The sequence below is a fragment of the Bradyrhizobium sp. 76 genome, from assembly GCF_023073025.1.
Classification (GTDB): domain Bacteria; phylum Pseudomonadota; class Alphaproteobacteria; order Rhizobiales; family Xanthobacteraceae; genus Bradyrhizobium.
In genome coordinates, this window is the sequence record NZ_JADPIS010000035.1 from 85,276 (window position 1) to 111,626 (window position 26,351).

A 26,351-nucleotide genomic window follows, 5' to 3' on the forward strand; every position below is an offset into this window, starting at 1 on the left:
GCGAATAAACCAACGCCTCCACCCATCACCTCCCCGAAGCCCAATTCCGGGCGAAGTGGAGCTGCGCGATGAGCGGACACGATCACGGCGAGGACGGCTTAAGCCGCCGCAAGGTGTTGGAATGCATGACCTGGGCCGGCACAGGGGTGCTCTGGACCATCACCGGTGGCGTGCCGCGCTCGCTCGGCATCATCGATTCCGCGCAAGCTGCGACCGCGGCCGCGCCCGGAATGACCTTCCTCCAGATCAGCGACAGCCATGTCGGCTTCGACAAGCCGGCCAATCCCAACGCGCTCGGCACGCTCGAGGAAGCCGTCAACAAGATCAACGCGATGCCGGTCAAGCCGTCGTTCATGATCCACACTGGCGACATCACGCATCTCTCCAAGGCCGCCGAATTCGACAACGCCGATCGCATCATCTCGCAGAGCAAGCTCGACGTGCATTACGTGCCCGGCGAGCATGACTTCCTCGACGAGGAGGTGAAGTTCTATCGCGAGCGCTACGGCCGCGGTACCAAGGGCGCAGGCTGGTATTCGTTCGACGCCGGGGGCGCGCACTTCATCGGCCTCGTCAATGTCGTCGACCTCAAGGCCGGCGGCCTCGGCAATCTCGGTGCCGAGCAGCTCGCCTGGCTCGAGGACGATCTGCGCGGCAAGTCGAAATCGACACCGATCGTGCTGTTCGCCCACATCCCGCTCTGGACCGTTTACCCCGAATGGGGCTGGGGCACTGAGGACGGCGCCCGCGCGCTGGAACAGGTGAAAGGCTTTGGTTCGGTCACCGTGCTGAACGGCCACATTCACCAGGTGATGCAGAAGGTCGAGGGCAACGTCACCTTCCACACAGCCCGCTCCACTGCCTTCCCGCAGCCGGCGCCGGGAGCTGCCCCCTCGCCTGGACCGATGAAGGTCGAGGACGCAAAGCTCCGCGCGATGCTCGGTGTTGCCAGCATCAATTTCAAGCAGAACGAGCAGCGGCTCGCGATCATCGACACGCCGCTCCAGGGTTGATGCAGGGCTAACGGAAGCTGACAATGAAGACTCTCAATCGCCGCGACTTCGGTGTCGCCTTCGGTCTCGCTTTGGCCGCGGCCATACTGGTACCCGCCACAACCGCCCGTGCCGACGACATGGAGGTGCATATCGACAATTTCGTCTTCCAGCCGGCCGAGCTCAGGATCAAGGTCGGCACCACCGTGACCTGGACCAACCGGGACGACATCCCCCATACCGTTGTGTCGGCCGGGAAGTTCAGATCCAAGACCCTGGACACTGACGACAAGTTCTCGTTCACCTTCACCAATGCGGGCGACTACAAATATTTTTGTTCTCTGCACCCGCACATGACGGGGATGATCAAGGTTGAGTAACGTCTCGAACCAAGGCATCAACGTCTTGCCCGGCCGGTGGTCCCACGCCGGCCGGGCTCGTGTGCCTTCGGTCACACACAGGGACGAAACGAACAGGGACGAAACGAGCAACGACGAGACGAAGCAACGATCAGAACAAGAGGCAAAGCGAGGAGCGATGCCCGCCAACGACGATTTGCAGAAGGCGCAACGCTTCCGCGAGGCGGCGCTGCCCCATCTCGACGACGTCTACACGCTCGCGCGCTATCTCTTGCGTGACGCCTCCGATGCCGAGGACGCGGTGCAGGAGTGCTATCTGCGCGCGCTGAAGCATTTCGACAGCTATCGCGGGCCGGCGATGAAGCCCTGGTTGTTCGCGATCCTGCGTAACGTCTGCAATGCCGAATATGCACGGCGCGCGCACAAGCACAGCGCGATCGAGGATACGCCCGGCGCTGCCGAGCAGACGCCGATCTGGCAGGAGACCGAGGCTAGCCCCGAAACCGAAGTGCTGCGCAGCCGCGATGCGGGCGCGATCCGCAAGCTGATCGACGCGCTCGCCGAGCCGTTCAAGGAAACATTCGTGCTGCGCGAGATCAACAACCTGTCCTATCGCGAAATCGCCGAGGCCGTCGGTGCCCCCGTCGGCACCGTGATGTCCCGCCTCGCCCGCGCCCGCGCCATGCTGCGCGCGGCCTGGACGGCGGATGAGGAGCAAGCAAGATGACCTGCGACGAAGCAAGAATCCTGCTTCACGCGCTGCTCGACAACGAGCTCGATGCCGGCCATGCGCGCGAGGTCGAAGCCCATATCGCGAGCTGCCCGGCCTGCGCTGCGGAGCTTTCGGCCCAACGTGACATGCAGCGCGTGCTCGCGGACGCCGATTTGCGCTACACCGCACCGGCGAGCCTGCGTGCGCGTATCGAGGCTTCGCTGCCGCAGCCGCAGCCGCAGCGCCAACAGCCGAGCCGCCGCTCCGTGCTGCGCGGCTTTGCGATGGGCTCCGCAGTCTCCGCGCTCGCCGCCTCCGGCGTCGTTGCATTGGTGCTGCGCCAGGACGACCAGCAGCGCATCCTGTCGGAGGTCGTCTCCGCGCATCTGCGCTCGCTCCAGGCCGGCCACCTCATCGACGTGGTCTCGACCGACCAGCACACGGTGAAGCCGTGGTTCAACGGCAAGCTCGACGTCGCCCCGCCCGTGATCGACCTCACCGCACAAGGCTTTACGCTGGTCGGCGGCAGGCTCGATTATATCGACGCCCGCGCCATCGGTGCGGTCGTCTACAAGCGCCGGCAGCACGTGGTGAATTTGTTCGTGTCGCAGACATCGAACGCGGAATACCGCGCGCCCAAGACCGAAACCATGCAGGGCTTCAACTGCCGGCGCTGGGGCAATCGCGGCCTGAACTTCTGGGCCGTCAGCGATCTCGCCCCCGACGAGCTTGCCGAATTCGTCGACAAGTTCGAGGCGGCGATGAAGGGTTAGCCTCTGCGCATCCAGTCATTCGAGCGGAGGAAATCGTTCGAAGACGGGCAGTTCGTGAGCCCGCTTCATCCAGCCAATCCGCTCGGCGACCTGAATGTGCATCGTCGCCGGAACGGCATCGGGGTCATCATAGGTCCCGCTCTGGATATCGATGATATCGGGCATCAGGTTTTCGTTGATGTAGAACAGCCCAGTGCCGCAATCGGCACAGAAGTGACGTCGTCCATGTTCGGATGATTGATAGATCTTCGGCTGACCGCGCACGACTTTGACGGCTTTGAGCGAATACATCGCCCAGCCGACCATCGGTGCCCCGGAGTGGCGGCGGCAATCCGCGCAATGGCAGAGCGCGTGCACCATCATGTCGCCGTTGACTTCGTAGCGGATCGCGCCGCAATGACAGCCGCCAGTCAAAGGCATCGCCCACTCCTCTCCCGGTCAGGTCAATGCCGGAAAATAAGCGTCGATTTGGAATTTCGGGAGACGGACTGCTTCAGCAGGTCGCACGTCGCGACATCAGGCCGCAGCACAGGCCTTACGCCGATCGCCTCACCGCGTTGTCCACCAGCGTCTTGCCGAGCGACCAGATCGCGCCGGGGACCTTGTGGCTGCCGGCGATGACGTCATCGAAGGCGCGCTCGATCCAGCCGCAATCTTCCTCGGTGATGGTGAGCGGCGGCAGAAGCTTGATGGTGTGGCTGCCGTGGCCGGCAACCTGCGTGAGGATCTTGTGGTCCTTGAACAGCGGCACGGTGATGAGCTGGCAGAACAGACCCTTGTTGGCCGCCTCCAGCACGTTCCAGGACGCCCGCAGCCGCAGCGATTTCGGCGGACCGAACTCGACGCCGATCATCAGACCCTTGCCGCGGACTTCCTTCAACAGCTCGTAGCCGGGCACCATGCGCGTGAGCGCGAGGCGCAGCTCGGCACCGCGCTTGGCGGCGGACTCGATCAGCTTCTCGGACTCCATGACGTCGAGCGTGGCGATGCCCGCGGCCATCGCCAGGTCGTTCTTGGAGAAAGTCGAGCCGTGCACGACTGCACGGTCCATCTGGTTGAAGATCTTGTCGAAGATGCTCTTGCGCGTCAGCACCGCGCCGACTGGCACATGGCCGCCGGACAGCGACTTCGACAGCAGCACCATGTCGGGCTCGACATTCCAGTGCTCGACCGCGAGGAAGCGGCCGGTGCGGCCCATGCCGGTCTGGATCTCGTCGGCGACGAACAGCGTGCCGTATTTCTTGCAGAGCGCAGCCGCACCCGGCAGGAACTCGTCGGTGGGCATGTTGACGCCCTTGCCCTGGATCGGCTCGACGACGAAGGCCGCCACCTCGCGCGAGGCCAGCGCCTTTTCGAGCGCGGCGAGATCGTTGAACGGGATCGAGGTGCAGCCCGGCAGCAGCGGCTCGAAGCCGGTGCGGAAATTCGAATCACCGGTCAGCGACAGCGCGCCATAGGTCAGGCCGTGATAGCCGTGGGCACAATAGACGATGCCCGGACGGCCGGTGGCGCCGCGGGCGAACTTGATCGCCGCTTCGACGCATTCGGCGCCGGAATTGGCGAAGAACGCCTTGTCGAGATAGGGGACGTACTTCAAAAGCCGCTCGGCAAGCACGCCGGCAAGCACCGAGACGTCAAACTGGACGAGGTTGGGCAGGTCGGCATCGAGCACGCTCTTGAGCGCCTCGCGCATGACCGGATGATTGCGCCCGATCGCAAACACGCCAAAACCGGACAAGAGGTCGAGATAGCGCGCCCCGTCGCGGTCGTAGAGGTACTGTCCCTGCCCCTTCTGGAAGCCGACATCGTAGCCGATGGTCTTCAGGACCCGAACGAACTGCTCGTTCAGATGCCGATTATGCAGGGCGCTGCGCTGGGCCTGGCGGTCCGCGAACAGCTGAGACATGTCTGGATTTGGGCTGTGCATCCGCTACATACTTCGGTTGAGGGCCGTCTCGTCAACTGAAAACGGAACGTCGCTGAAAACGGTCTGTGCGGCCTTTTGCCCTTTTTCGGACCATCTTCGCAAGCAGAGCTTTAGACCATGTTGCACTGCCAAGGAACTATCATGCGTTTAGCCCTTTACACCGGACTAATACTGGCTGGCGGTTACACCGGCCTGAACCCGGCGCTCGCGGCCGATCCGACCGGCGACTGGCGGGTTGCCGACGGTGTCGCCAACATTCGTGTCGCCCAATGCAATGGCAGCATGTGGGGCGCGGTTTCCTGGGAAAAACAGCCCGGTGGCCGCGACGAGAACAATCCGGACGCGCCGAAAAAGACCCGCCCCACGCTGGGCATGGCGACCCTGATCGACATGAAGAAGAAGCCCGGCGCCGATCAATGGGAAGGTCAGGTCTACAACGCCAAGGACGGCCAGCTCTACAGCGCGACCATCACGCCGGTTGGCACCGACCAACTCGAGATCAAGGGCTGCGTGATGGGGTTCCTGTGCGGTGGCGAGACCTGGACCCGGGTCAGTCCCCCGATTCCCTTGAGCCCCGCCAACGCCATGGCCAAGGGCGCGCCGAAGCCCACCGGCGCAGCGCCGAAAGCCCCGGCAACGACGGGCGCTACAGCGGCGCAGGCTGCGCCCGCAGCCCCGAAGGCCACCGGCACCGCCAAACCCGGTCAGAAGGGCGCCGCCGACCAGGTCGGCGACATCTGCCTACTCCCTGAGATTGCGGGGTTTGCCCATTAGGGCGGGCTGAAACAGCAGCACGGCGGCAAGCGTCGTCACCAGCGACAGCGCGAGCAGCTTGCCCATGCTGGACGTGCCGGGATGGCTCGACAGCCAAAGGCTGCCGAACGCGGTCGCCGTTGTCAGCGCGCTGAAAAAGATCGCGCGCGTCAGGCTGGTCTGGAGCAGGTTTGTCCTGCCCGAGCGCCAGGCCACGACATAGTAGATCTTGAAGGCCACGCCGACGCCGAGCAGCAGCGGGAACGCAACGATATTGGCGAAGTTGAGCGGCAAGCCGATCAGCACGCAGATCTCGAGCGTCACCGCGCCGGCCACCAGCAGCGGCACCAGCGTCATCAGCACGTCGACGAACCGGCGCAGCGTGACCCACAGCAGCAGGCCGATCACCAGCAGCGCATAGATTCCGGCATGGATGAACGCCTTCACCACGGTGTCGCCGGATTTCAGGATCGAGACCGGACCGCCGATCGCGGTCGGCTCGGCAACGAGTACCGCCGCCGCAAATTTGCGCAGCGTGTCGTTGTCGTTGGGATCGCCCTTCGGCAGCGCCTCGACGCGGATGATGCCGTCCTTGCTCTTCCAGGCGCTGACGAGATCTGCCGGCAATGACTTCAGGGTGACCGGCTCGGCCTGCATCGCGTTCCGGAGCTGGTCGAACACAATCTTCATCGGCGCGACGAACACGTCCTGCGCCTTGTTCCGCGTGGCCTCGTCGCCATTGGCGAGCTTTTCCAGCGCGTCCGCGAGCCGACGCGAGGCGACCGCTCCCGGGCCCTTCGCATCGCCTGAGGTCCGGCGCAGATTGTCGACCGAGGATTTCAGCGCATCGACGTTTTCCTTGTCCGACGGCGCGGCGTCGATCTGGTCGGGATTGAGCGCGGGGTTCAGCACCTTGGCGCCCTGCGCGAGCAGCTTCAGCTTCGGCGGCTGGTCTTCAGGAACGAAGCTGTTGAGCGACATCACGCGCAACACCTCCGGCACCTTCTCCAGCTTTGCCTCCACCTGCTTTGCCTGCTCTTCCGACGTGGTCATCACGTTGATGGCATTGGCGCCGGTGTTGGGATCCTTGCGCAAATCGAGGAAGGTCGCGATCGACTCTGCCTTCGGGTTGCGCAGATTCATCGGGTTGAAGTCGAACTTCATGAAATAGAGCAGCGGCAGGCCGGCGACCGCCAGAAACATCGTGCCACCGACGACCAGCACGCGGTGCTTCTCCAGGAAGTGATCGAGCGGCGCCAGGAAGGCATAGCCGACCGGCTCTTTCTCACCGGGCGGGTTCAACAGCTTCAGCATCGCCGGGAGCACGGTGATGCTGGTGAGGAACGCGACCAGCATGCCGACGCCGGCGATCTGGCCGAGTTCGGCGATTCCCTTGTAGTCGGTGGGGATGAAGCAGAGGAAGCCGGCCGCGGTCGCCATTGCCGCCAGCGATAACGGAATAGCCGAGCGCTTGGCAGCGAGGATCAGCGCCCCCGAGAGATCGTTGTGCTTGTAGCGCTCGGAGCGATAGCGGACGCTGTACTGAATGCCGAAATCGACGCCGAGGCCGACGAACAGCACGGCGAACGCGATCGACAGCAAATTGAGCGAGCCCACCATCATCAGGCCGGCGGCGGTTGTCAGCGCAAGACCTACGAAGAGATTGACGAACACCGCGAAGATGATCTTCGCCGAATGCAGCGCCAGCCACAGGATGAGCAGCACGACGAGGACCGTGCCGATGCCGTTGACGACGGCGCCTTCCTGGACGGTTGCATATTCCTCGTTGGCGATCGGGACCGGTCCAGTCAGCCGGACCCGCGCCTGGTATTTGGTGGCGAAATCCAGATCGGCTGCGGCCTTGCGGATCGCATCGGTGGCGCCCTTGCCTGGCTCCAGCGCGTTGTAGTCGAGGATCGGCTTGAACTCGATGAAGGCGCGCTTGTCCGAATCCGTCAGCGGCTCGTCACTGACGAGCTGGCGCCAGGAGAAGGTCGCATTGCCCTTGTTGAGCACGGTCTCGACCGTTTGCGCGATCTGGTTGAAGGGCCGCTCGGTGTTGTCGAGCTTGACCTGCCCGCGCTTGACGCCGGCAAGTCCTGTTTCCAGCGCGCCGGTCAGGCCACGGATCGAGGGATCGCCCGCCATGATCTCGATCAGGGGCGCGGCGGATTCGAACTGGCCGGTGACCTTGGCGACTTCCTCTGTCGGCAGGAACAATAGGCCATTCTTTTCGAAGAACTCGCCGGTGCCGAGCTGCTGCATCGACTGGAAGTCGGTCTTGTTGTCCTTCAGCTTGGCATAGAGCGCGTCCGACGCCGCGGTCGCCATCTCCGGCGTCTTGGCTTCGACCACCGCCGTAATCGTCGCATCGCGGTCGAAGGCGCGATCGAACTGCTGGTCGCGTTGGCGCCAGTCCAGATTTTGGGCAATCAGCGAGTTGATGTCGGTGTTGATGGCGAAATGTTGGGACGTGTAATAGCCCGCCCCCACCGCCAGCAGGAGCCCGAGAACGACGACGAGGGAGGCAAACCGGGTGCAGGCCCTGACGATGGCAACGACGACGCTTTGCAGCACTACTTTTCTTTCTGCGGTTAACAGCTTGCCGGAAACGCCCGCTGTTTAACGGAGTTCCCGGCCGAAACCTATTGCTGTTTTGAGTGGTTATCGCCGTGAGAAGGTTCGAGGTAAACGGCGGAAGACCATGGCAAAATCATGCGGGCCGTCGGTATAGCCGAGGAGTTGAGGCGGGAAAGTGACGAAGCGTGCGCACAAATGTCGCCACTTTGCTGCCACGGGCATTCTCTACTATAATACCGCGAAACTGATCCGGCACGGAACCAAAGTTCATTCCACCTTTCCTTACTGCCGATTTTTTGACACAAAGTACTGCGCCTCCATGCACCGGGGCCCCGGCAGGGGTGGGCGGCTACCGCGTGCGCGAACCGATGGTGCGGATATTGCAACTCATTGGCGCGTATCGGGGTGTCCCCTGAACTTGAGAGCGGATTGGTGCAACTTGCGTGATGGGCGTCCAATGGAAGTTTATCTGGCGCAACCGCGCGGCTTTTGCGCGGGAGTGGTGCGTGCGATCGAGATCGTGGAACGGGCGCTGGAGAAGTACGGCCCGCCCGTCTACGTGCGCCATGAGATCGTGCACAACAAGTACGTCGTCGAGAGCCTGAAAAACAAAGGTGCGATCTTCGTCGAGGAGCTGTCGGAGGTGCCGCCCAAGGCCGTGACGGTCTTCAGCGCCCATGGCGTCGCCCGGAGCGTCGAGGAAGAGGCCGTTGCGCGCGACCTTCCGGTGCTCAATGCCACCTGCCCCCTGGTCACGAAAGTTCACAATCAGGGGAAGCGCTACATCGCCAGGGGCCGCACCCTGATCCTGATCGGCCATGCCGACCACCCCGAGGTCGAGGGTACGATGGGGCAGGTTCCCGCCCCCGTACTGCTGGTCCAAAGCGTTGAAGAGGTTAGGGCCCTTGAGCTGCCGGCGGATACGCCAGTGGCCTATATCACCCAGACCACCCTGTCCGTGGATGACACAAAAGACATCATTTCGGCCCTGCAGGCCCGCTTTACAGATATTCAAGGCCCGGATATCCGGGATATCTGCTATGCGACACAGAACCGCCAATCTGCGGTAAGGGACTTGAGCAAGCTGGTCGACGTGATCTTGGTGGTGGGCGCTGCCAATAGCTCGAATTCGAACCGGCTCCGCGAAATCGGCACTGAGGCCGGTGTCGCGAGTTATCTGATTGCCGACGGCAGCGCGCTCAATCCGGAGTGGTTGAAAGATGCCAGGATCGTCGGCGTGACGGCCGGCGCTTCGGCGCCCGAGGTACTCGTGGATGACGTGATCGAAGCGATGCGGCGGATCGGACCGGTCAAGGTCTCGGTGCTTCCGGGCCGCGAGGAAAACATCGAATTCCGGCTTCCGGCCCAACTGGCTGCGAGCTGACCCACCCGAATTTCAAGCCCAGAAAGAAACTTGTAATGGCTATCCCCTTCTTCAAGGAAATGCGTATCGGCGGCTATTTGATCAAGCAGAAGCTGCTTGGCCGCAAGCGCTATCCGCTCGTGCTGATGCTGGAACCGCTGTTTCGCTGCAACCTCGCCTGCGTCGGCTGCGGCAAGATCGACTATCCGGACGCGATCCTCAACCGCCGCATGACCGCACAGGAGTGCTGGGACGCGGCCGACGAGTGCGGCGCGCCGATGGTCGCCATTCCCGGCGGCGAGCCGCTGATCCACAAGGAGATCGGCGAGATCGTGCGCGGCCTCGTCGCGCGCAAGAAGTTCGTCTCGCTCTGCACCAACGCGCTGTTGCTCGAGAAGAAGCTCGATCTGTTCGAGCCTTCGCCCTATCTGTTCTTCTCCGTGCATCTCGACGGCCTGAAGGAGCACCACGACAAGGCCGTGTCGCAGAAGGGCGTGTTCGACCGCGCCGTCTCCGCGATCAAGGCGGCCAAGGCCCGCGGCTTCACCGTCAACGTCAACGCCACCATCTTCGACGGCCATCCGGCCGAGGAGATCGCGAAGTTCTTGGACCTCACCGTCGAGCTCGGTGTCGGCGTCTCGATGTCGCCGGGCTATGCCTATGAGCGTGCACCGGACCAGGAGCACTTCCTCAACCGCACCAAGACCAAGAAGTTGTTCCGCGACGTCTTCGCGATGGGCAAAGGCAAGAAGTGGAATTTCATGCATTCCGGCCTGTTCCTGGACTTCCTCGCCGGCAACCAGGAATACGAGTGCACGCCCTGGGGCATGCCCGCGCGCAACATCTTCGGCTGGCAGAAGCCCTGCTATCTGCTCGGTGAAGGCTACGCCAAAACCTTCAAGGAGCTGATGGACACCACCGATTGGGAAACCTACGGCACCGGCAAGTACGAGAAGTGCGCCGACTGCATGGCCCATTGCGGCTACGAACCGACGGCGGCGACCGCAGCCATCAACAACCCGCTGAAGGCGATGTGGGTGTCGCTGCGCGGCGTCAGGACCACGGGCCCGATGGCCCCCGAGATCGACATGAGCAAGCAGCGCCCGGCGCAGTACATCTTCTCGGCGGAAGTGCAGAAGCGTCTGTCGGAGATCCGCAAGGACGAAGCCGCCGCCGCGCAGGAGAAGGCCGCAAGGAAGGCTTCGACCGCCGCGTAAGCAGTGCAAACGATCACGAATGAAAAGGGCCGGTTGCCAATGGCGACCGGCCCTTTATCTTTGCCCAGCTCAAGTCCAGGCGAGAGGCAGACGGACTGCGCTCCCTCCCTCATTGCTGGCCCGGACGGGACCGCGCTCTGTAAAAAGTGAAAAGCAACCCCATGCACAGTAGACGCACGCAGGCCGAATGGCGCCGTGTCCGTTCGATTAAGCCACTGCCGCGTCGAGCAAATCGGCGGCAAAATCGGCAGTCGTCGGGGATCGCGCAGTGCTGCACCGCAATTCGAGGCGCTGTTTTCGAGCACAATCAAATGCCGGCCACATTTTCGTTTTTTACGAATCACATTTGACGCGTCGGGCAAAACAGTGGCATTATGCCATCATCGCCCATTCGGAAGCGGTACCAGCCAGTCGCGATAGGCGACGAGCGAAATCTCGCCTTCCCCGAAATCCGACGTGCGGGCTAGCCGTGTGATAGGATTGCGTGCCTGTCACCGCAATTAGCGTGCTGGACTATCCAGTCCAGCACTGTCACCGCAACTAAAGCGCAATTGAAGGGCTCTAAAGAATCTTGAATTGAATTTTCGCGCCATCCGGCAGATCGTGAATCTGAGAAGCCAGATTGCCAAGACTTTTCATGACGCGGACAGAGTCTAGAGCCGCGAGATTTTCAATTAAGAACTCGCCACCCAATACAAACGGCCTCTTGGGGATCAGCCGATCGCGCGGACGCAGAGGACCATGGACGGTTTGCCATTGGTGCGCAAGCGGATGGCCCGTCAACTGTCTAAAGTCGAGCAGCACGATCGAAGCCCATTCTTCTAGTGAAGACGCCATCATTTCCAAATTGCCAGTTTCAGGGTCAAACACTGAAATCTTCTCGTCATTGACCACGAACTGCCGTCCGAAGACATCCTCCGCAAAACAGAATATATCGTCCGCAATGCCCCGGTAGGCTGCCTTCCAGAGGCTCGACGAATTCCAATCTGAAGTACCCCAAGAGAAGAACTCTACTGTCGTCGATGGAAAAAACCGCAATGCCGACTCGAAACAGAAAAATCCGTTCTTCTGAGCCTGAATCTCACGTATCGATGCTCCAATCGAACCAAGATGAGTCAATGGATCATCTGCAGAAGTGAGGTCCCGCGCGAATGGAGCCCCGCCCAATTCAACTAGCCTGCCCATTGCTGGCGTCATTCCTACACTCTCGTAACAACTCGACGACGTCCTACTCTATCATAGGGAGCATGTTCTTCCGAAGCTCGTTCACTTCAAACCTTCGAAGTTCGAGGGCTTAGGCCCGACGATGATTTTGACTTGGCCGCCATCGGGAACGTCCCTTATCTGACCGCCGAATGACCCGCCCCAACCTCGATTGTCGGACGAATCAATCGGCCGGACACTCGCGCCGCTTCCGCCTTCAGTGGCAGCCGCCGGCGGATATTCGTCGCGATCGGTGCCTGATTGAGGTGTCGTTCCAGCCAGCGCTTCTTTCCTGCGTCCGGCGGCGCCTCCCCGATCAACTGTCACGACATCGGGCGCGCCAGCGTTCTGTGCATCCTGAACATGACCTGCCGATTCAGGATATTTTTCCGGATCAACGTAAACCGGCTTCGGCTCAGCCGAATTGCTGTTTAGAACGTTTGGCACCATCCGCGTCGTGTCGTTCAGAGCCTTAGCCCCATAATAGGTTGTGCCGGCGCCCACGGCGGCCATTAAGCCATAGTAGACTGGCACGGCGACACACGGACAATAACCGTAGGGGTCGAAAAGATTTAGCGGATCGTTTTTGACATAGGCATACAGATGAGCCCCGCCATTGTAGCCTATCGGATCCGCCTGCAAGAAGCGCCCCCACGCCGGCGAATATTGCCGTGCGCGATAGTAGTAGAGTCCGCCGGTCTCGGTATCGACCCGCTGCCCCGTAAACCCAAACGGTCCCGCGCTGCCGCTCTTGCCATACGGCAGATAGCCGACCTTCGCCAGGCTGGTCGCGCTTGAATCCAGCGAACCGACGATCGAGCCCAGCATGTCCGGAACCAGTGTCGTGCGGGTCGCCGCCGGAACGTTCATCTGGTTCAGCACGGTGTTCGGTCCGAGACCGTACGCGTACCAGCGCTGGATTGCGCCCGTGCTGCCGTTGTATTCCAGCACCTCGCGATTGTCCGCGTCGGTGACGAACACGGTGGTCGTGCCGTTCACGGTCTTGGTCTTGCGCCGGCCCTGCGCGTCGAACGTATAGGTGGCGGTGTTGCCGGCGCCGTTGGCCGAGACCAGTCGGTTCTCCGAGTCATAGCCGAGCGAAAAAGTGCCGTCGGAGGTGAGATTGCTGTTACTGTCGTAAGTGGGCGACATGGCGCCGACAATCGTGTAACGGTTCAATGAGTCGGCGGCGTAGCTGGTGGTGCTCGCCGCGGGTGGATAGTTGAGCCAGCTATTGTCGGTCACCGTCTGCCCGACGCGCTGGTTGGCCTTGTTGTAGCTATGGCCGAAGGTGACGCTGCTGGCGGTGGGCGTGGCCTGCGCCGGCGCCGGTGTCCAGCTCACCGAGATTGGCCGGTTCATCGCGTCATAGCTGTAGCTTGCAACAAATGGCCCTGAAGGCGACGCGGCCGCCGTAATCGCCGCGCTGGTGTCGCTGGCCCTGGTCAGCCGTCCCGCCAGATCATAGCCATAGGTCACCAGGGGAGCTGGTGCGGGCGACGTCTTGGTCTTCACCCGGTTCAGCGTGTCGTAGGTGAAGCTGATGGTCTGGCCTGCCCGCGTCTTGCGCGTGAGCATATTGTTATCGGCGTCGTAGGTGAAGGTTTCCGGGTTGCCGAGCGGATAGGTCGTGGTGGCGAGCCGGTCCAGTCCGTCATAAGCAAAGCTGGTCGTATGACTATTAGCGTCCGTGAGGCTGGCCAGCAGTCCGTCTGGTGTATACGTTTCTTGGAGGAGCGGCGCGCTCTGGATCGCAGGATTGGAGACCGAGATTTGCCGGCTGAGGGCGTCATAGCCGTAGCTTGTCACGCGCCCCATCGGGTCGGTTACGCTCGCTAGCCGATCGACCAGATCATACGACAGATTGGTGGTATTTCCGTTCGCGTCGGTGCTGGCCGCGACTTTTCCAGTCGGCGTGTAAGTGGATTTGGTCGTTCGAAGCGTCACTTGATTCGCAGACTTCTGCGTTTGAATGATTTGCCCATTCTGGTCGTAGCTAAAGACGGTGGTCAGCCCGCTAGGATTCGTTGTCAACGCAAGGCGTCGGTTGGCGTCAAATGCATTCGTCGTCGTGTTTCCTCTGGCGTCGGCTACGTAGATAAGGTCGCCTTTGGTGTTGTACCGAAACGAGGTGATCTGGTTGAGATGGCCGAGGCCCACATCGCGGACAGCGGAGGTTTGATTTCCGAGATTGTCGTAACCAAATGTCGTGACCGTGCCGAGCGGATCGGTGGCACTGACAAGCAGACCTATGGGGCTGTAGGAGTAGACTTGCGTCGCGTTGAAGTGTGGTGATCCGCCGACATCGGAAGTCGAGGAGACAAGGTTTCCGGTCGGCGGGGCATAATTCATAGCGGTGACGAGCCCAAGCGGATCGGTGATACTGGTCGCTTTGTTGAAGACAGGATCGTAAGTGTAGGACGTCACCTGCGGAGAAGGCGAGGGTCCAAACTTGGAATTCAAGGTAGTGGCTAGAACATTGGTGTTACTGTCATAGCTGTAGACAACGCTGCCTCCCTCCGAGGCAACTGTCCGGGTCAGCCGGTCCAGGCCATCGTATTCCTTGGTCGTGACGTTGACGATGCCGTCTTGCTGAGAGGTGTCATTGTAGATGTTTCCAATGGCGCTGTTATTCAGAACAGCAACGTCTTTCAGGATCTTCCCTCTCGGCGATTGATAAGTGACGTGGCGGTTGCCAATTGCGTCGACGAACTCGGTCCGGGTTCCTCCAACGTAGAATGTCGAGAAATTGCCGTTGGCATTTCCTTGTCGATTGATACGACCCAGGGCATCGTAGACATTCGTGAAGAATGGTCCTCCAGTCGCGGGATAATTCGCTTGCGTTAAGCGATTGGCGCCGTCGTAAAGAAAGTTTGTCGTAAGTTGAAGCGGATCGGTGACGCTGCTGAGATTGTTCTTGGTGTCATATGCAAAGCTTACGGCCCGGCCGGTGTCGTCCACTACTGAACTGAGATGGCTTCCTGAGTAATTGAACGTGAGCGTGCGGCCGATGCTATTCGCCACACTGGAAAGGTAGCTCGTGCCGTTAAAGCTATAGGCGTATTGGAAGCCAAGACTCATACCGTTGGGAAACGACCAATTGGCGATCTGGCCCTCGGAGCCAGAGGCCACCGAATTGAACGTCAACAAAGACTGATCCTTGTTGCGATATGCAAACGTTGTGTAGTTGCCGTATTGGTCGGGTACAGAGCCGGTTAAAATCACGGCGGAGCCGCGGGGCGAGTTGTAGAGAGCCGTCTGGCTGCCCTCATCATGTGGCAGCAGAGTGAATTCTTCGCTTGTACCCGGCCAGGAAATGATGACCGAATTATTGGTTAGTCGGTCGGTGAGCCAGCGCGCGATGACCCAGCCGATCGTCAAATTTTGGGCGTTCTTGGAACTGGCCAGCAGATCTTGCGATACATAAATGGCGGCAATGGCCGCAGCAGCGCTGATGGGCGAGCTTTCTCCAAAGCCGGCCAGCGGATTGCTGGTGCGAGTGGCCTGAATGTTGAAGTTGTGTGTCCAGCCGTAGCCGAGTTCAGCATCAACAAGGTTTGCGGCCGAGACATAGGTCCTGCCAAAGGACAAAGCATAAGGGAAGACGCCGCCGCCGGTTCTCAAATCGTCATGCTGATAGATGTAAGCCCCCGTTACTGCGTCCACGGGATCTGAGATTGTCGGCGTGTTGGGCGCTGGATCATTTGCAAATACTGCCGGGGGAATAGCCGGTATGGCGGGAGTGGGAGGGAATTCCGTTTCGACGCTCTCGACATAAGCGGAAGAGCTAATCGGATCCCCGGAAAATCCGCCGCTTAGGCCTCCGCTGATTCTCTGCGTGACTTCGATTGTCGTGCCAGTCTGGCGGCTTATCGTATACCCAGCACCTTGCCACTGGCTCACGGTTATATTACCGTTCGCTGGCAAGAGGAGTTGAGAGCCGGTCGGAGATCCAGACGCCATGCAGGTTGTGGAGACCGCGCAGTCAATCGCTGACAAATCGGCTGGGGAATATCCAACCAAGCTCGCACGGATGCCCGTTCCCGGCTGAAAGTATGCCGCTACTCCTGCGGACGTCGTACCGTCCGCAAAAAACGTTTTCGCGCCCGTCGCGACGTTCATGTCTACGAGGCGTACGGTTGACGCGGCTTGAATGCCCGTTGTCAACGCTTGAGTCTGCTCCAGGACCGCGGACTCCAGCGAACTCATAGCGCCAATGTCTGTATAAAAATGTCCAACGGCATTCCGGGGAAAACCACTGCCGATGTAACTCGTCTGGGGTTGGACCGTTAGGGAATTAAGCGGCAAGTCAACGTACGGACCCACTAGATTCTTGTTATGAATTTGTGCCTGGGCGCTGATGCCTACACCATGATGATATTGTGTGGTTGTTTTCGCGATGGCATCGCCTAACCGTTGCTCGGCGGCCGCCTCTGCAAGCCAAGTATAATGGGTCATTGCAAGAGCTTCACCCAGAACCAGCTCGGACGAGGGGCTGTTTCCCGTGGCGCGCGCCTCTGACAACAACGTCCGATGCTTCTCGATCATCCCGCGACCGACTTGTCCCCAACCCGCTCCAATCAAATACGAGCCGCCCGCCTTAACCGTTAGAGCCTTTGCGTCGGTAACGGGGCTCGTATGACAGACATTGAAGTCGGGCGACGTGTATGGATGCAGAATACAAATAGACAAGTTCCAAGTCGTGCCAGGTGCCGCGGCAGGACCCGTGTTTTGTCCGTTCGGAGGCAGAGCTCCGTCGATCAACAGAGTTGGAATGTAGTTGCTGCCACTAGGGGTCGAAAACACCGTAACCCGATGTCCGTAAGTTTGATCTGCGTATAGTTGGATCGTCTGGGCCGAAGTCGCCCCGCATTGTGTGGGCGTGACGCCGGGCATCGAGATCGTGAAGCAGGTCCTGTACGCATTGGGTACCAAAGCGCCCCAGTTCTGCGGAAAGCCAGACGGTTGAAGCTGCGAAAGATTTGGGAGGGTAGTCTCGCGCTTCGGCGACCCAGTGAGATATTGAATCGTCTTTCCACCAACCACGTCGCTCAAAGTCCAGGCAGGGTTAGTTGCCTTGATATAGTTGATCAGGCTATTGGCGTATTTGGTCAGATCGCTGCGAATGTTCGCTCTACTTAAATTCCAGATCGAGACGCTATCCTGTGATCCGCCGGCGTCGGCCAAAAATTGGCTTTGACTGTATCCGGATTCGCTCAACAACGCGGTAAATAGCTGGGCTTGATCAAGATCGCTTCCGCGCTGGTCGAGTAATGTTCCGAGCGCTCCCTTGTTGCTTCCGAATAGTGGCTCGTATTCGATGTTGTTGTAGACGTATTCGAAAATCAGGTCGATGTCACATTTGAGCGACGCTGCGAGGGTCGCGATCTCCACCGGCTGCGTTGATCCGACAGCGCAACTTGTCGCAGACGGGGATGTCGAGAATTGTTGCGGGGCCGTCGCTGCATGGACCGGCTCGGGCAGGGCTGATGTCCCTGACATCCTGGCGCGCAAGGTCACATCTGCGCTCTCAATTGAACTCTCGATCGGTTTAGCTAATAGAAATGTCGGAAGCGAATTTGCTGTCTGAGCTCTCACTTGCGGTAGCGGACCGGCCAGCAGCGCGACGATGGCAACTGCAACCGACATGGCTCTCCAAAGATGGATGGCGGAGAGTGAGATTAACATTCCGCGAAGTAAGGAGGGACAGCGCGAAGACGCCATTTGCCTGCTCTCACAAAATACGAGTCCTGGTTCGATCAGAAGTTGACCTTTGCGGAAGGAAGTTAGCTGCCCCATTTCGCGCCGCCGCTTGCATTCCAGTTGAAGCAACCCCAGACGCCGGCGGCGCCTGTGGCCGTGACGTTAATCGTTTCAGACAGACGATTGCCGTTGGGATCGTAGGCATAGACAATGCAAACACCCGTGTCGTAGCTCGCGGTCGTCACTCGCCCCAGCGCGTCGTACGTATAGGCGACGGACCCGTTGGCCGCTTCTGCGAATTTCACGACTCCGAAAACCGAAGCGAAGCAAAGCGCGCCCAAAGCAACAATGACGCTACGACCGAACGATGACACCATCGTCTCACTCCACATTCTCATGTTGAGGCTTGCAGGACGCATCCTCTCATGGCTGCATGCCCTTCAGAACGTCACAGAACCTTCAACGCGCTTCAATCAAACCGTGTAGTTTTCTAACATGAAGAAGCTGGCGCGATCAATCTAAAAGTGATACGTTTATAAATACTCGTTTTAATTGACAGGAATAGTCGAATGCTCCGTAGCTTCTTTGGCGCGATTTTTCTTTCGTTGATTTTCGGTGGCAATGCGTTCGCCCAGAATTGCACCGTCCCCAACAACCTGACAAACGGCGCCAATGCCGACGCGACGCAGGTGATGGGTAATTTCAACGCTCTTGTAACTTGTTTGAGCAGCGCGATTTCACCAAGGAGCTATTTAAGCGGCCTCACGCTTTCAACAGCGGGCGGAGCTGCGAGCTTTGGTGTAGCGGTCGGGGTCGCGACGTCCGACGACACGACGACCTTCCTGAAATTGGCGACGCCGTTGTCCAAAAACACTGGGGCTTGGGCAGTCGGATCCGCGGCGGGCTCGTTGGACACGGGCGCGATAGCGAACAACACCTGGTATCATGTCTTTGTGATAGAAAGAACTGACACCGGCGTTGTCGACGTGCTTACGTCGCTATCCGCAACGGTGCCGACTTTACCCGCGAGCTACACAAAGCAGCGTCGCATCGGATCGATGAAGACCGATGGCGCGGCACACTGGTTGTTGTTCACCCAGGTGGGCGATGAATTCATATGGTCGGCAAACGTCGTTGAGTTGGGAGCCGCGCCCATAACCAACGCGACCGGAAACGTGACCGCACTCAATGGCGTGCCTTCTGGTGTTCAGGTGAACGCCTTGTTTCACGGCGCCATAAATCCCAGCACTTCGGCAAACGGTGTTTTGTTCACGTCCCTCGATGAAGCGGACGTCGCTGTTCTCGGGAATACCGGCTCACGAAATGCGTCACTGTGGGCCCAGGCCCCCGGTCAATTCCTGGCGGGAGATTTCAACAAGCGCACCACCACGTCAGCACAGATTCGCTGGCGTGCGTACGGGCCGACGGGTGCTCCAGATATGTCCATCTATACCTACGGCTGGATCGATCATCGCGGTCGAGACCAGTGAGGTTCAGTTTAAAAATCCCGCTCAGACCGTCTCTGCGACCAGCGCCTCGCTGTCGAGGAGCTCGGTCCCGATCAGGAAGTCGCGGCAGCCGCGCAGGCTCCGCAGCGCGCGGTTGAAGTCGAGGCCGGTCGAGACCAGTCCGTGCAGCGCGGTCGGGTTGCGCGCGATGCCGCGCAGCACGGCCAGCACGTCGATCTGGCCGTTCGGCTTGATGGCGGCGCGGGCGAGCGCCGGCAGCGCGCGATGGGCGGGATCGCTGATGACGCGGACCGCGGCGAACGGCAAGCCGGCCTCGGCGGCGTAGGCGGCCGCGATGTGGCTTTCCATGTCGACGGCGGCCGCTCCCGTCTCCGAATGCAGCGCCGCCTTGCAGGACCGCCCCGTGACCACTTCCTCGGCACCGGCGAGGCTGCCGCGCACCACGCGGCGGCGTCCGGACGTCAGGCGGTCGATCAGGTCGTCGCCGAGCGAGAGGCCAGCGGCCCAGCGGGTATCGCCCGCGAGCACCTCGGTCGCCAGCACGACGTCGCCGGAGCGCAGCGTCGGGTCGAGCCCGCCGGCCACGCCAAAGGAGATCACACCGCGAATCGTCTCGGGATCCAGCACCGTCAACAGCGCCCGCAACTGGGTCGGGCTGCTCGATGAGCAAATGACCGCCATGCCGGGCCCGGCCGCGATTCGGGCCTCCTGAACCAGTCCAGTCACGATCAATATCGGCCGCGGATCAACGGTTTGACCCGCGGTAAGATAGTCCCCCGTCCCCAAAGTCACATTCCGACCCCTACCACCCTGCTGTTGGTGTTCCGCAAGTTCCGATACCGCGCCAATGCCCACAGCGGGAAGAACTTCGGATAACCATGGTATCGTAGATAGAATACACGGGGAAAGCCTGTGGCGGTGTACCGCTGTTCGTCCCACAGTCCTTTTTCGTTCTGTGTTGCAATCAGGTACTCCACCCCGCGGGCGACGGCCGGGTGATCAACCTCGCCAGCAGCCATGAGGGCAAGCAAGGCCCATGCCGTTTGCGAGGCGGTCGAGGGGGCGGCCTCCCAGCCCCGGTAGTCCAGCCGGTAGCTGACGGCATCCTCGCCCCAGCCGCCGTCCTGGTTCTGGATCGAGGCCAGCCAGCCGGCCGCCTTGCGCATCATCGGATCGTCGTGGCGGACGCCGGCCATGTTGAGGGCGCACAGCACCGACCAGGTTCCGTAGATGAAGTTCATGCCCCAGCGGCCGTACCAGGACCCTTCGGGGTGCTGGGTCTTGCGGAGGTAGGCGATCCCGTCCGCGACGTGCTTGCTGGTCTTCGCGGTCTCGCCGAGCTGGGCCAGCATCGAGATGCAGCGCGCGGTGACGTCCTCGGTCGGCGGATCGAGCAGCGCGCCATGGTCCGAGAACGGGATGTTGTTCAAATAATATTCGAGATTGTTGACGTCGAAGGCAGCCCAGCCGCCGTCGTCGCTCTGCATGCCTTCGATCCACTCCCGGGCACGGTCGATCGCGGCGTCATAGCCGGTCGCACCGTGCTCCCGGCGCATCCGGTCCATCGACATCACGACCACCGCAGTGTCGTCGAGATCGGGATAATGGGCATTGTTGTACTGGAAGGCCCAGCCGCCCGGGCGCACGTCGGGCCGCTTCACCGCCCAGTCGCCCTTCACCTCAAGCTCCTGCTTCGGGATCAGCCAGTCGAGACCCTGCTTGGCCGCCGGCACCGCCTTGTCACCGCCGGCTTCGAGCAGCGCGTGCGCGATTAGCGTCGTGTCCCACACCGGCGAGACGCAGGGCTGGCAATAGGCTTCGTCGTCCTTGATCACGAGCAGCTTGTCGATACCCCGGCGCGTGATCGCGCGCGGCGGGAAGTTCTCGTCCTTGCCGAGCGCGTCGTACATCATGACGATGTTGGCCATCGGCGGATAGATCGCGCCCATGCCGTCCTCGCCGTTGAGCCGCTCCTCGGTGAAGGCGAGCGCGGCGTCGATGGCGCGCTTGCGCAGGCTCTTGGGAAACACGGGCTCGACCACGCGCAAAATGCCGTCGAGCGCGCGGAACAGCACGAACCACGCCATGCTCTGGTGCGGCGCCTTGGCGGTCATGCCGATCGAGCGCGGATCCTGCAGGAACAGTTCGTCGATGCCGACGCCCTTGGGATTCTTCGCCCGCGGCTTCAGCGCTGCGAGCACCATCAGCGGCACCATGGTGGTCCGCGCCCAGTAGGAAATCTTGTTGATGTGGAACGGCGACCAGAACGGCAGCAGCACGATCTCGATCGGCAGCACCGGTACCGCGCGCCAGGTCACGACGCCAAACATCGCAAGCATGAAGCGCGTGAAGACGTTGCTGTGAATGGCGCCGCCGTGGGAATGGATCGCCTCGCGCGCACGGACCATGTGCGGTGCGTCGATGGAATCCCCGATCATCTTCAGCGCGAAATACGCCTTCACGCTGGCGCTCATGTCGAATTCGCCGTCATGCACCAGCGGCCAGCCGCCATGGGCGCCCTGCACGCGGCGAAGATAATTGGCGATCTTGGCTTCGAGCACGGCATCGACCGGCTCGGCGAGATAGTGGCGCAGCAGGACGTATTCGGCCGGAATCGTGCAATCGGCCTCGAGCTCGAATACCCAATGGCCGTCGGGTTGCTGGAAGCCGAGGACGCCTCCGGTGGCCGACGCAATGCTCGATTCCAAGTTCCTGAATTCTTGGGCTTCGCGGCTGGTCGCGTTCACGGAATCCATCTCGCTCGATTGCTCCGATAGTCGATTGAATGGGCCGAAATTGACCGGGACAAATGCCCGTCAGGGCCGCCTGTCACTATCCCTTGGCGGCCAGAACCAGATCGGCGGCGCGATCACCGGATCGGACCGATCCCTCGATGGTTGCAGGCAATCCCGTAGCAGTCCAATCGCCTGCAAGAAACAGGTTTTTCAGCGCAGTGACCGGCCCTGGACGCAGGGCATTCTGCGCCGGCGTCGCCGCAAATGTGGCGCGGCGCTCGCGCACGATCTGCCAGGGGGGCAGCTCGCCGGAAACACCGCCCGCCTTGCAGACGTCGTTCCAGATCGCCTGCGCGAGTTCCTCGCGCGGCATGTCGACCAGACGATCGCCGTTGCTGATGGTGACGGACAGCCGGTTCGGGAACGCAAACAGCCATTCCACGACGCCGCCGATCACGCCGAGGATCGGAGCCGATCCCGCCGGCGGCTCGACGCGGAAATGCGCATTCACGATGGCGCGGAATTCGGTCGGCGTCTTCAGGCCCGGCAGCAGGTTGGAGGCAGCGCGCGGCGGCACCGCCATCACGACGACATCGCCCGCGCCGATCTGGATCACATCCTCGCCGCCGAAATTCAGCGCGCCGACTTTGCCGTCATGGGTCGCAAACGAGCGCAGCTCATGGCCGAGCTGAACGCTGTGCCCGCGCTCCTGCAGGAACGTCACGGCAGGCTCGATCAGTACCGCGCTGAGCCCGTCGCGCGCAATCAGGGGACGGCAGGCCTGCCCGCCGGCGAGCAGCGTCTCGCGCACGATCGCGCCGGCGAGCCCCGCCGAGCCTTCGGGGGGATCGACGTTGAGCGCCGCGAGCAGCAGCGGCTGCACCAGGCGCTGATAGAGGACGCCTTCGCACGGAATTGACTTGCCGACCAGCGTCTCTTCCGATGCCCAGATCAACGGCGCCAGCTTCAGATAATCGGTCAGCCCAGTGTCGGGGACGCGGCGGCTCTCGTCGAGCACCCAGGTCGGGAGCCGGCCGTCGCCGAGGTCGATCTGCCAGCGCTGCCCGGTCTTGAGATCGACGAAGGGAAACTGCGCGCGCTCCGGACCGACGAGGCCCGCCTCGGTGCCGATCGAACGCGCATAGGCGCGCGCATGGCTATTGCCGGACAGCAGCAGATGGTTGCCGTTGTCGATGGTGAGATTGGTGGCGCCGTCAAAATAGGAACGGCAACGGCCGCCGGCCTGCTGCGTCGCTTCGTGCACGGCGACCTTGAAGCCGGCATTGGCAAGCCGCACAGCGGCGGAAAGGCCGGAGATTCCAGCACCGATGATGTGAGCTGTTTTTTGCATCAGATGAGAGCGTAACGGAGCAGAATGGCGATGCGTGTGACCTTCGACACACGCACCGGTTCGCGCGGCGCGTTGAACCCGCGCGCGATCAGGAGATCCAGAATGGCATGATAGTATTTCGACATCATCCGCGGCGCGCGCACCGCGCGGCGGCGGTTGCGGTTCATGATCTCGTCCGACTTCTCGAAATACACCTTTGCGCGCTGCGCCAGCGGCAGGCAGACCTTCGGCAGCGCGCGCTCGACGATCACGCGGTCCGGATCGTTGGAGGTGATGCCGGCATGCAGCAGCGCTTCGCGCGGCAGATAGAGCCGGCCGAGGCCCGCGTCCTCGTCGATGTCGCGCAGGATGTTGGTGAGCTGGAGCGCGCGGCCGAGATGATGGGCGAGCTCGATGCCGTCTTCTTCCGGCAGGCCGAAGACCCGGACCGACAACCGCCCCACGGCGCTCGCGACGCGATCGCAATAGAGATCCAGCGTCGCCATGTCGGGCGCGCGGATGTCCTGCGGCACGTCCATCTCCATGCCGTCGACGATCGCGAGGAAATCCTCGCGCTTGAGGCCGAAGGTCTTCACCGAGGCGACGTAGTCCTTCAGCCGCGGCGGCGGATTGCCCTGGTAGAGCGCATCGATGTCGTTGCGCCACGCCTGAAGCGCGGCGAGCCGCTCGTCGCGCGGACCGTCGGAATCGGCGATGTCGTCGACCTGCCGGCAGAAGCTGTAGATCTGGAACATCGCTTCGCGCTGGTCGTGCGGCAGGATGCGCATCGCGGCGTAGAACGAACTGCCGGATGCGGTCGAGCCATAATTGGCGCTGGGCGAGGTCGCCTCAAGCGTCATGTGCAGCCCCCGGTCTGGAAATGGCCTTGCGTCCGACCGCGCGGCGGCCGACTTCGCCGATCATGCCGGCGAGGCTGAAGGTGAGGAGCTCGAGCTTGTTCAGGTGCACGCGCTCGCGCAAGGGATCGCGCACCTTCAAGAGGCGCACGATGCGGTCGGCATAGGCCTGGATCACCGAGACCTCGACGCCGAGGCGGAAATCCCTGATTTCCGCGCTGAGCGACCTGCCCTCGTCCAGCAGCGCTTCATTGCGCACGGCGAGAGCCTGAAGGCAGGCCAGCATCGCCGGCGGCGACTGCGCCAGTCCGAGCTGCTCGACCGAGGCGCCACTCGCGGCCAACGCGTCGCGCGGCAGATAGACGCGGTTGAGCTCGCGGAAATCCTTGCCGCAATCCTGAAGGTGGTTGTTGATCTGCAGCGCTGCGCAGAGCGCATCCGACGCGGCCCAGGTGGAGGTGCTCGCACCATGGACGTCGAGCATGAAGCGGCCGACCGGCATCGCCGAGTAGCGGCAATAATGGATGACCTCGTCCCAATTCTCGTAGCGCAACTTGGTCACGTCCATACGGAACGCGATGAGCACGTCGAGCGCGTGGCGCGGCGCCATGCCACGTTCGGCCAGTGCGTGCCGCAATCTGACGGCCTCGGCCTGGGTGTCGCCGGTGCCGAGCAATTCCGCCTCGAGCAGGTCGAGATAAGCGAGCTTCTTATCCGGCGGCAGCGTGGCGTGGTCGGCGATGTCGTCGGCGGTGCGGACGAAATTGTAATACGCCAGGATCAGCGCGCGATGACGCGGATGAATGATCCAGGACGCGACGGGAAAATTCTCGTCGCGCTCACCCTTGCCGGATCGCAATTCGCTCGCAGAGGTCATCGAGGGCTGGTCTACAATCGTTTGGACAGGAAGGGCTTTTTCGCTCGCGCTAGCCCGTGCCGGCGATGCCGCCGCGGCCCCCATATAGGGGAATACGGCCGCAAAACCAATCCTGTCTCTCGATGGCTGCCCTTCGCGGATCAGGTCCGAAAAGGCGGCCCCGGGGCCGCCTTTTTGTGGGCCAGTGGCCGAGCTTACTGGTTGTGGTTCTTCAGGACCTGGTCGCAGGCCTGCGAGATCTTGGCCCGGTTCTCCTTGAGGCAGGCCAGGATGGTGAAATCGCCCTGGTCGATGACCGGACGGCAGAGCTTCTGCACATCGCGCGAGCAGGCCTTCTGCTCGGCGTCGGTGCCGCGCCCTTGCTGGGCGAACGCTGCGGTCGAGAGGGAGGCCGACAGCAAGGTGAGAGCGACGAGAAGCTTACGCATTGTATTCCTTCATTCTGACGGCAGAATCGCACCTATCCCGGGCAGCACTGGGCGACGACCGGAACGGATTGTTCTGATGGCAAGTCGCCGCGGGAGTAGCGGCCTCGGAGAAGGCACAAGCACTGGCAAATGCGGCCAAATTGGCGCCACGTCCACCAAATCAGGTCTTCCCTGCGCCTTCTCTGGCAAATGTAAGAGACTGATACTACGTCATAATCCAGGTGCGCCGCGTTTTGCTGCGCACCTGTTGCAGAGCTGCATCTCTCCATCCCGCCTTGGGCGCCAGAAACATGCCGAAACGCAGAGAATCCGACGCCAACTATGGAAAGTGCGCTTCGCGATGCCGACATGTGGGCGGCCGGCCATTGAACCTGACACAAGCTCGGAACACTAAACCTTCGATGTGGCGAGACGTCCTTGGTGACAAGCGGACGTCGTTCGAAAACGGGATATTTTGAAGATGAAATTCTTTGGGCGATCTGAACTGGCAATCAAGGCGGCCGGCATCGGCGCAGTGCTGCTCTTCTCGGTTTCGACAAGTCAGGCTCAGTCGTCCGGACCGTTTGCAGGTTTCGAGGGCGCGTGGACCGGCACGGGTACGGTGTCGCTGTCCGACGGCTCCACCGAGCGCATCCGCTGCAAGGCCGACTACAAGGTTGCCGGCACCGGTCTCAGCCTCAAGCAGGCGCTGCACTGCGCGTCCGACAGCTACAAGTTCGACCTCACCAGCGACGTGACCAGCCAGGGCGAGCGGATCTCCGGCAATTGGAGCGAGACTAACCGCAACATCTTCGGCAATCTCCAGGGCACCGCCGGTGGCGGCCAGATCGAGGTGTTCGTCGAGGCCAACGGCTTTGCCGCCAATCTGTCGCTGCGCACCAATGGCACCAAGCAGACGGTGCAGATCTCATCCAAGGGCGAGATTCGCGGCGTCAACATCACGATGACAAAGGGCTGACAGCTCTTACCGCTTCGAAAGCAGCAAGCCCCGGTTCTCGCGAACCGGGGCTTTGTTGTTTTTCGGAGACGCGGCGCGATCGTCCGGACCGCGCCGATTTCATGTCTTATGAATG

Annotated in this window: 21 protein-coding genes; 9 read left to right on the forward strand and 12 right to left on the reverse strand. The window is 61.5% G+C overall.

Features of this window, described 5'->3' with window-relative positions:
- Window positions 1-68 precede the first annotated feature (68 nt).
- From IVB48_RS08265 to IVB48_RS08280, 4 genes are all read left to right on the forward strand, one after another.
- Window positions 69-1,013: a metallophosphoesterase gene (locus tag IVB48_RS08265; protein ID WP_247399277.1), complete on the forward strand. Its 945-nt coding sequence runs from the start codon at window positions 69-71 to the stop codon at window positions 1,011-1,013.
- A 23-nt stretch (window positions 1,014-1,036) separates the two neighbouring features.
- Window positions 1,037-1,372 (forward strand): cupredoxin family copper-binding protein, encoded by a 336-nt coding sequence (locus IVB48_RS08270; RefSeq protein WP_247399279.1) that lies wholly within the window; start codon window positions 1,037-1,039, stop codon window positions 1,370-1,372.
- Between the two features lie 157 nt (window positions 1,373-1,529).
- Window positions 1,530-2,078, forward strand: a complete 549-nt coding sequence (locus tag IVB48_RS08275) for a sigma-70 family RNA polymerase sigma factor (protein ID WP_247399281.1) — start codon at window positions 1,530-1,532, stop codon at window positions 2,076-2,078.
- Window positions 2,075-2,836, forward strand: coding sequence for an anti-sigma factor (locus IVB48_RS08280; RefSeq protein WP_027569017.1), 762 nt, complete (start codon window positions 2,075-2,077; stop codon window positions 2,834-2,836). Before IVB48_RS08275 ends, IVB48_RS08280 begins: the two co-directional genes overlap by 4 nt.
- Window positions 2,837-2,851: 15 nt before the next feature.
- Here IVB48_RS08280 and IVB48_RS08285 read toward each other — a convergent pair whose 3' ends face one another.
- The gene (locus tag IVB48_RS08285) at window positions 2,852-3,256 is read right to left on the reverse strand and encodes a GFA family protein (protein WP_247288711.1); all 405 of its coding nucleotides are present in this window, start codon (window positions 3,254-3,256) and stop codon (window positions 2,852-2,854) included.
- 115 nt (window positions 3,257-3,371) lie between these two features.
- Entirely contained in the window at window positions 3,372-4,763 is a 1,392-nt protein-coding gene (gene hpnO, locus IVB48_RS08290) for an aminobacteriohopanetriol synthase HpnO (protein WP_007608097.1), read from the reverse strand.
- Between the two features lie 141 nt (window positions 4,764-4,904).
- Here hpnO and IVB48_RS08295 point away from each other — a divergent pair, with 141 nt between their 5' ends.
- The gene (locus IVB48_RS08295; RefSeq protein ID WP_247399283.1) at window positions 4,905-5,537 is read left to right on the forward strand and encodes a DUF2147 domain-containing protein; all 633 of its coding nucleotides are present in this window, start codon (window positions 4,905-4,907) and stop codon (window positions 5,535-5,537) included.
- Here IVB48_RS08295 and IVB48_RS08300 read toward each other — a convergent pair.
- On the reverse strand, window positions 5,505-8,093 hold the full coding sequence (locus IVB48_RS08300) for an MMPL family transporter (protein ID WP_247399285.1): 2,589 nt from the start codon (window positions 8,091-8,093) through the stop codon (window positions 5,505-5,507). The two genes, IVB48_RS08295 and IVB48_RS08300, sit on opposite strands and share 33 nt — an antisense overlap.
- Window positions 8,094-8,553: 460 nt before the next feature.
- On the opposite strand from IVB48_RS08300, the gene ispH reads away from it, so the two are divergent.
- Together ispH and hpnH are read left to right on the forward strand one after the other, a co-directional pair.
- On the forward strand, window positions 8,554-9,480 hold the full coding sequence (gene ispH, locus IVB48_RS08305; RefSeq protein WP_247399288.1) for a 4-hydroxy-3-methylbut-2-enyl diphosphate reductase: 927 nt from the start codon (window positions 8,554-8,556) through the stop codon (window positions 9,478-9,480).
- A 35-nt stretch (window positions 9,481-9,515) separates the two neighbouring features.
- Window positions 9,516-10,676, forward strand: a complete 1,161-nt coding sequence (gene hpnH, locus IVB48_RS08310) for an adenosyl-hopene transferase HpnH (RefSeq protein WP_027569013.1) — start codon at window positions 9,516-9,518, stop codon at window positions 10,674-10,676.
- Between the two features lie 561 nt (window positions 10,677-11,237).
- Here hpnH and IVB48_RS08315 read toward each other — a convergent pair.
- The 3 genes from IVB48_RS08315 to IVB48_RS08325 all read right to left on the reverse strand — a co-directional run bounded on the left by IVB48_RS08315 (window position 11,238) and on the right by IVB48_RS08325 (window position 17,959).
- A complete protein-coding gene (locus IVB48_RS08315) occupies window positions 11,238-11,873 on the reverse strand; it encodes a hypothetical protein (RefSeq protein ID WP_247399291.1) in 636 nt (211 codons plus the stop codon).
- Between the two features lie 69 nt (window positions 11,874-11,942).
- Window positions 11,943-17,528, reverse strand: coding sequence for an RHS repeat-associated core domain-containing protein (locus IVB48_RS08320; RefSeq protein WP_247399295.1), 5,586 nt, complete (start codon window positions 17,526-17,528; stop codon window positions 11,943-11,945).
- Between the two features lie 137 nt (window positions 17,529-17,665).
- Complete coding sequence (locus IVB48_RS08325; protein WP_247399297.1) at window positions 17,666-17,959, reverse strand: RHS repeat domain-containing protein; 294 nt, start codon at window positions 17,957-17,959, stop codon at window positions 17,666-17,668.
- 192 nt (window positions 17,960-18,151) lie between these two features.
- On the opposite strand from IVB48_RS08325, the gene IVB48_RS08330 reads away from it, so the two are divergent.
- Window positions 18,152-19,072 (forward strand): hypothetical protein, encoded by a 921-nt coding sequence (locus tag IVB48_RS08330; RefSeq protein ID WP_247399300.1) that lies wholly within the window; start codon window positions 18,152-18,154, stop codon window positions 19,070-19,072.
- 21 nt (window positions 19,073-19,093) lie between these two features.
- On the opposite strand, the gene IVB48_RS08335 is transcribed toward IVB48_RS08330, so the two are convergent.
- The 6 genes from IVB48_RS08335 to IVB48_RS08360 form a co-directional block, all read right to left on the reverse strand.
- Window positions 19,094-19,843, reverse strand: a complete 750-nt coding sequence (locus IVB48_RS08335; protein ID WP_247399302.1) for a phosphorylase — start codon at window positions 19,841-19,843, stop codon at window positions 19,094-19,096.
- Window positions 19,840-21,807 carry a squalene--hopene cyclase gene (shc, locus tag IVB48_RS08340; protein ID WP_247399305.1) on the reverse strand — a complete coding sequence of 656 codons (1,968 nt, stop codon included), beginning with the start codon at window positions 21,805-21,807 and terminating at the stop codon, window positions 19,840-19,842. The genes IVB48_RS08335 and shc overlap by 4 nt, the downstream gene beginning before the upstream one ends.
- A gap of 76 nt (window positions 21,808-21,883) precedes the next feature.
- On the reverse strand, window positions 21,884-23,137 hold the full coding sequence (gene hpnE, locus IVB48_RS08345) for a hydroxysqualene dehydroxylase HpnE (RefSeq protein WP_247359918.1): 1,254 nt from the start codon (window positions 23,135-23,137) through the stop codon (window positions 21,884-21,886).
- Window positions 23,137-23,976 (reverse strand): presqualene diphosphate synthase HpnD, encoded by an 840-nt coding sequence (hpnD, locus tag IVB48_RS08350; RefSeq protein WP_247359919.1) that lies wholly within the window; start codon window positions 23,974-23,976, stop codon window positions 23,137-23,139. Before hpnD ends, hpnE begins: the two co-directional genes overlap by 1 nt.
- Window positions 23,966-24,850 carry a squalene synthase HpnC gene (hpnC, locus tag IVB48_RS08355; protein ID WP_247399308.1) on the reverse strand — a complete coding sequence of 295 codons (885 nt, stop codon included), beginning with the start codon at window positions 24,848-24,850 and terminating at the stop codon, window positions 23,966-23,968. Before hpnC ends, hpnD begins: the two co-directional genes overlap by 11 nt.
- A 194-nt stretch (window positions 24,851-25,044) precedes the next feature.
- A complete protein-coding gene (locus tag IVB48_RS08360) occupies window positions 25,045-25,278 on the reverse strand; it encodes a hypothetical protein (protein ID WP_007593627.1) in 234 nt (77 codons plus the stop codon).
- A gap of 460 nt (window positions 25,279-25,738) precedes the next feature.
- On the opposite strand from IVB48_RS08360, the gene IVB48_RS08365 reads away from it, so the two are divergent.
- Window positions 25,739-26,236: a hypothetical protein gene (locus IVB48_RS08365; RefSeq protein WP_027516853.1), complete on the forward strand. Its 498-nt coding sequence runs from the start codon at window positions 25,739-25,741 to the stop codon at window positions 26,234-26,236.
- Window positions 26,237-26,351: the final 115 nt, after the last annotated feature.